The sequence below is a fragment of the Microcystis sp. M109S1 genome (assembly GCF_020247025.1).
In the GTDB taxonomy this organism is placed as follows: Bacteria; Cyanobacteriota; Cyanobacteriia; order Cyanobacteriales; family Microcystaceae; genus Microcystis.
The window spans coordinates 1-6,303 of sequence record NZ_JADBRW010000347.1; the positions used below are offsets into that span (position 1 = coordinate 1).

5 protein-coding genes and 1 pseudogene are annotated in these 6,303 nt (G+C 43.0%); 4 read left to right on the plus strand and 2 right to left on the minus strand.

The features are described 5' to 3' along the window. The coding region (locus IM322_RS17490; protein WP_287713273.1) for a transposase family protein at positions 1-227 on the plus strand (227 nt) is incomplete at its 5' end. A gap of 49 nt (positions 228-276) precedes the next feature. Here the strand turns inward: IM322_RS17490 and IM322_RS17495 are convergent. Then, on the minus strand, positions 277-957 hold the full coding sequence (locus IM322_RS17495; RefSeq protein WP_287674863.1) for a hypothetical protein: 681 nt from the start codon (positions 955-957) through the stop codon (positions 277-279). Between the two features lie 221 nt (positions 958-1,178). Between IM322_RS17495 and IM322_RS17500 the strand changes: the two genes are divergently transcribed. Further along, positions 1,179-3,290 (plus strand): serine/threonine-protein kinase, encoded by a 2,112-nt coding sequence (locus IM322_RS17500; protein WP_287674860.1) that lies wholly within the window; start codon positions 1,179-1,181, stop codon positions 3,288-3,290. Here IM322_RS17500 and IM322_RS17510 read toward each other — a convergent pair. Further along, positions 3,287-4,904, minus strand: a pseudogene (locus tag IM322_RS17510) (aromatic ring-hydroxylating dioxygenase subunit alpha). The gene IM322_RS17500 and the pseudogene IM322_RS17510 overlap by 4 nt on opposite strands. 546 nt (positions 4,905-5,450) lie before the next feature. Here IM322_RS17510 and IM322_RS17515 point away from each other — a divergent pair. After that, on the plus strand, positions 5,451-5,576 hold the full coding sequence (locus IM322_RS17515; protein WP_287698980.1) for a hypothetical protein: 126 nt from the start codon (positions 5,451-5,453) through the stop codon (positions 5,574-5,576). A 130-nt stretch (positions 5,577-5,706) separates the two neighbouring features. Beyond that, positions 5,707-6,162 carry a type II 3-dehydroquinate dehydratase gene (gene aroQ / locus IM322_RS17520; RefSeq protein WP_002797921.1) on the plus strand — a complete coding sequence of 152 codons (456 nt, stop codon included), beginning with the start codon at positions 5,707-5,709 and terminating at the stop codon, positions 6,160-6,162. Positions 6,163-6,303 lie beyond the last annotated feature (141 nt).

Sequence of the window (6,303 nt, forward strand, 5' to 3'; positions counted from 1 at the left end):
ATGTTTATCTCCCGCATAAAAAGCCAAAAGGAAAAGAGTTAAGTGCACTTCAGAAGATACAAAATAGAGAATTGAGTCGAGAACGAGTGAAATGTGAACAGGCTCAGGCAGGAATAAAGCGATATAACTGTGTAACGGCTGTTTATAGGAATCGTGTGCCTGATTTTGATGACCGCTTGAGGTTGAATTCTACTGGTTTATGGAACTTCTATTTGGATGCTGCTTAATTGGTAAGAGATAATGAAATCCTTACTGTGCAAACTTTCTGTTTCTTTTTTATTTCCCAACAGGTCTTCTGATCACTAGGGGCGATTGCAGGGTAATATTTAAATCTCGATCGGGGTTAACAGAGTATAACTGCACGGAACTACCACCGACAATTCCCGCCGCCGGTAAGCCCCATCCTGCAAGGGTTCCCACGGCTGCCCCCGCTAAGACATCGAGAACTTCGATCTTGCGATCGCCCGTAAGAGCAGCGATCGCTGTGGCTGCCCCCGCACCGGCGAGGGTTCCCCCTAAGATATCTTGAGTTTTTGCCCCTTTACGCAGGGTTTCAGTGGTAGTAATTAATCGCGAAGTAGCATTGAGGGGAATAGTGCGATTGCCCCCATCGAGGCCAATTTCATCGGCAATAAACCGCACACCTCGGCCCGTCGCTTCTAAAGTACCCTTGACTTCACTTCCCGCTGCAATCACCACAATCCCATTCCGGTCACGAATATCTCTGGCTACGGTTAAAGTCAGAGGAATAACATCGCTTTTAGAAACTAAAATTTTATCGGCTTTCTCGTAATTTAAGGGAACAACTGTTCCCGCCGGAATCGAGATTTGTTGAGCGATGAGACGTGGCCGATTAATATTACTTTGAGCGAGGACGGGAAAAGTACCAGACATCGACCCCATGAGCAGGGTAATCAGTAAAGCTGTACTGGCTCTAGTAACAGGATTCATAGACATAGCGGTTATCCTCTCAAAAAACAACAGTGAACTTTCTCTGTTTCTAGATTATTTTTTTCTGTCTGTCATGTCAGTCCCCTCAACAGGGAATTTTTTCTCTCTCTATAGGGAAAAAAGTAGAATGGGAAAGTTTCCGCATTTTGTCTATCCACCGCAAAAGAGAGCCGAAAAGCCTAGAATAGTAAAAAAGAATCGTAAAAAACCTCGGATTGCCATCGTCTATGGAACTCGCTACCGGAAACATCCTTAGTCATCGCTACCAAATTATCCGTCAATTGGGGAAAGGGGGATTCGGACAGACTTTCTTAGCCTGCGATCGCCAGTTACCCAATCAAAATCGCTGTGTGATCAAACAATTTAAACCCCAGTGCCAGGATGCCGAAACTATAGCCATCGCTAGACGACTATTTGAAACCGAGGCGAAAATCCTGCAAGAATTGGGCATTCATCGCCATATTCCCCGTTTATTTGCTTATTTTGAGGAAAATGGGCAATTTTTCCTCGTGCAAGAATACATTGAAGGGGAAGATTTAGCCAGAGAAATTACTGCCGGTGTCTATAGGCAAGATGAAGGGAAAGTGGTGGCTTTATTAACAGAAATTCTCTCAATTCTCGAATTTGTCCATCACAAACAGGTGATCCATCGCGATGTTAATCCCTTCAATCTTATTCGTCGCAGCCAAGATCATCAATTGGTTTTAATTGATTTTGGTGCTGTCAAAGAAATTAGCACTCAAGTGGTTAAAGAAGGTAAAACCGTTTCTACCGTCGCTATTGGCACCCCTGGTTATTTCCCCAGTGAACAGGCCCAAGGTTATCCGCGTTTTAGTAGCGATATCTATGCCACTGGTATTATTGGATTACAAGCTTTAACCGGTAAAGATCCCGAAGATATTCCACTGGATGCTCGCACGGGGGAAATTCTCTGGCAACATTTGGCCATGACTAGCGCCGAGTTTAGTTATGTTATCGAGCGCATGATCCGCTATGATTTTCGTCAGCGTTATACCAGTGTCAGTGAAGCATTAATCGATCTGAGAAAATTAGGGAAAATTTATCATCTCGCTCCGAAAACTACCTATGGTGTGAAACCTCAAGGTCAGGTTGCTCGTCAAGGGAAATCTTGGCTAACAAAAATCTTGTTTGTCTCTGGGATAATTGGCTTAATAGCAGGGGCTTATCTGGGTTTTGACTATTGGAAAAATTCTCGTAATTCTCTTGATTACTATCAACAAGGTCAGACTTTTTATCAACTCAAACGCTATACTGATGCCCTTAATTCCTATGGTCAAGCCTTAAAAATTAATCCCGATTATCTTGGGGCATTGCAAGGAAAAGCTGATACTTTATTAGCTTTAAAAAGATACTCGGAAGCTTTAAATACCTACGAAAAAGCTATTCAAATTAACCCAGATTCCGCTTGGCAAGCTTGGCTCGGTCGCGGGCAAGCTTTAGATAAATTAGGCAAAAATCAGGAGGCTTTGGAAAGTTTTGATCGGGTCTTATCTTTTAATCCTGCCGCTAGTCAAGCTTGGCAAGGTAAAGCCGATATCTATTTAGAACTGCAACAATATTCCGCCGCCCAAAAAGCTCTTGAAAAATTGTTAACTTTTCAGCAAAATGATGCCAAAGCATGGTATAAAAAAGGCTGGTCATTACAAAATCTTGAGGATTATGAAGGGGCAGTTAAAGCCTACGATCAGGCTCTAGCGATCGAATCGGATAATGCCTTAATTTGGTATCAAAAAGGTAATAGTTTGTATCAATTAAATAAAATTAATGATGCTTTAGAAAGTTATAGCAAAGCTGGACAATTTAATCCCCAATTTTCCCAAGCTCACTATAGTCAAGGGATTATTCTGCAAAAATTAGGCCGCAATTCAGAAGCTTTGGAGGCATTTACTCAAGCAACTAAAGCCAATTCTAATTATTATCAAGCTTGGTTAAATCAAGGGGCATTACTTCATCAAATGGAAAGATTTCAAGAAGCGATCGCATCCTACGAAAAAGCTCGCCGCATTTCTTCCCAAAAAGCCGAAGTTTTTATCGGTATCGGTAACGCTTGCTATCGTTTAGGCGACAATTCCCAAGCTATAACTGCCTATCAACAGGCGATTCAAAGACAAAAAGATAACCCCGAAACCTGGAAAAGTTTAGGCAATAGTTGGTTTAAACTCGGTCAATACGAGCGAGCGATTCAAGCTTATCAAGAATCACTTCGTTATCGTTCCAATGACCGAGAAGTGCAAACACAAAAACAACTGGCAGAAACTCGCTGGCAAGAACTTCAGCAATCTCCCCAAAATCAAAGCAAAGAGGAACAGGTTCCCTAACTTCCGCTCTTTTTACCGGTATTTCTCGGCAATAATTCCCGTCCTTGATAAAACTGTTTTTTCAGTTCTCCCAAGCGCCAATAAGCTCCCACCATAATTACAGTTAATGCTGTCAGCACTGGGCTCTTCTCGACTTTGTGTGATAATTTTTGCTTATGGAATCGTGAAATGCTTATCGGGCAAGACTTTTAGGGCTATTTTGCGGAAGAAAGTATCAGTATAGACCTCGTTTCCACACAGAAACCAGAAGAGCCAGCACTGTCACGGGAAGGAGGGCCGATTGACCGAAAATTAGGGCTAAAAGTGGTAGAGATAGACCAAGAATAATAGCGATCGCTAATGTTAACCCCCGCAGACGATTAATATTTTTTAAAGCCCCTTGACAAACAGCACAATTTTTGGTATGGGACTGATAGCGTTCGAGGAGAATCTCTTTTGATTGTAGGGGGGGAAAAGGTTGACCAGCGAAAGGATCAGCTTGGTATTGATTAACCCAATTGCGATACTCAAACACTAATAAATCCGCTTTGGTGGGGAGATAAGCTAAACGGCGCTTAACCTGCATGATCCAATAGCTATAACCCTTTTGGAGTCTATATCGGTGATCCGAAGTAAAAGCCGTTTAGCTTAACAAGCTTGACTAAAATTCCGACTATCCCCCTGAGCTTGCAGATAACGCTCTTGATAGTAGAGAAAAATCTGATCATCTTCAAGAATAGCGTTTTGATTGATGTGGGAATACCAAGTGGGGGTAAGCTTAATGAAGAATTTCGGCAACTTAGAGTTAAATTTAAAGGGAAAACGAGCAAAGAGACGACATTCTCCCTGACGGATTGGAGTTGCATAGACCGCGGTTAAAGTCCGTCCGAACTTTTCCGAGGTGAGATCGTGGTAAATGAATCCGGGGGCGATAAAATTGCTGTATTGTTGACCTAATTTACCTTTACGCGGTCCTTCGGGCCAAATTCCCTTAAATCCCTGACGATTGGACTCGATAATTTCTAACTCCATAGGAGCGGCATTGGCCCGATTACCGATGGTGAGATGATGGGTATAGGGAATATGACTAGAATCGATAATATTTTCCATTAAAGTGACGGCCGAGTAGGGTAGATCTCGAAAGGTATCCAAACAAATCCAAGCATCGGCATCCTCCTCCATGGGTTCAATAATCGGAATCTCAGTCAGGGGAGCATTTTCGGGATTACCCGCATAAACGAATAATAATCCCTGACGGATAGCCGTGGGAAAAGACCGCACACAAGCGCGTCGAGAGGTGTTAGCTTGACTGTTTTCCGGTTGTTGGGGAATAAATTCACAGTTTCCCCCTCCGGAAAAAGACCAACCGTGATAGGGACATTCTAGATGTCCGCTTTCGTTAAGACGACCTTCTGAGAGAGGAGCCAAGCGATGGGGACATTTATCCTCGAAAACTCGCCATTCTTGCTGATTTTTGTCCCACCAAATCACTAAATCCTGTTCTAGTAGGGTAAAGCGTTGGGGCTGCTTTTTGTCTAAATCTTTGACGTAGTAGATAGGATACCAAACTTGACGACAATCAAAGCGATCGATATCTGTTCCCCCGATGGGATAGGTAGCAGTGCTGCTCAACATAAATTTTAAAATAAGTTAACATTTCTCCTCCAAAATCTAACAAATTTAATCGACAAAAGGGGACAGATGCCGGTATCTGCTGGGGAAACAACCACCAGCGCTATATTTTGGGATGATAATTAGGGTTTGCTGAATAAATCTAAAAACCTTGTTGGGTAAGACTTTTAGACTTTTTGTCAATCAAAAAGTACCGGACTGGGAGTGATCAGGGGGAAAATTCAGGTACTTTTTCCCTGAAAATTAGGTAATTGACCCCCTCAGAATCGGTAAAACCCTACACCCCACACCCCACACCCCACACCCTACCCCCAAGAAAAACTTTTTGCCGCAAACCCTAATTAAAGGGTAGTTTCCCATCGATAAAGCGAGAATGGGAGAAGGATCAAGACGAAACTAAGGGGAGTTTACCAGAATGTCAGGAGAAACCGTCACTTATTCCCTAGAAACTATTCTGACCAGGAGCGAGGGAAAAAATAGACCAGAACAGAGTAAATCTGTTAAGGCAGGTGCGAAACCCCGCAAGGGAAAGAAGCAGAAACCTAAATCGTGAGGTTTGGGAATCACCGTCCGTTTTACGGCGGTGAGGATGTCAACGTCGGTGCGCTCAGTGCTACTATTGGTGCGGTGATTACCGTAGCGGCAAAAATGTTGTTGATCGGCAATAGTCCCTGATCGAGATAAGCTAAACGGCTTTTACTTCGGATCACCGATATAGACTCCAAAAGGGTTATAGCTATTGGATCATGCAGGTTAAGCGCCGTTTAGCTTAAGATTAATTCTCGTGGTGATAGGGAGGACATTTGTGAATAAACTAAGCATTCTGGTTCTGCACGGGCCGAATTTAAACCTATTGGGGAAAAGAGAGCCGAATCTCTACGGTAACGTCAATTTAGAGGCGATTAACCGGTTTTTAAACGAAGAAGCTACCCGTTTAGGGGTGAATTTAACCGCACACCAGTCCAATCAGGAAGGGCAATTAGTGGACTGGATTCAGCAAGCATGGGGTCAGCATGACGGTATTTTGATTAATGCGGGAGCTTATACTCATACCAGTATCGCCATCCGCGACGCACTATTAGGCACAAAAATGGCCTGTGTGGAAGTACACTTAAGCAATATTTACAAACGCGAGTCTTTTCGTCATCATTCCTACATTGCCGATATAGCCATCGGACAGATTAGCGGTTTTGGGGCCGAAAGTTATCGTCTAGGATTATGGGCATTAGTCGATTATTTGCAAAAGAATAGAGAAGGCTAATTAGGGTTTGCTGAATAAATCTAAAAACCTTATCCAACAAGGTTTTTAGACTTTTTTTCCCTCAAAAAGTGCCGACCCTTGGAGTGATTGGGGGGAAAATTCCGGGACTTTTTCCCTGAAAATTAGGTAATTGACCACCTG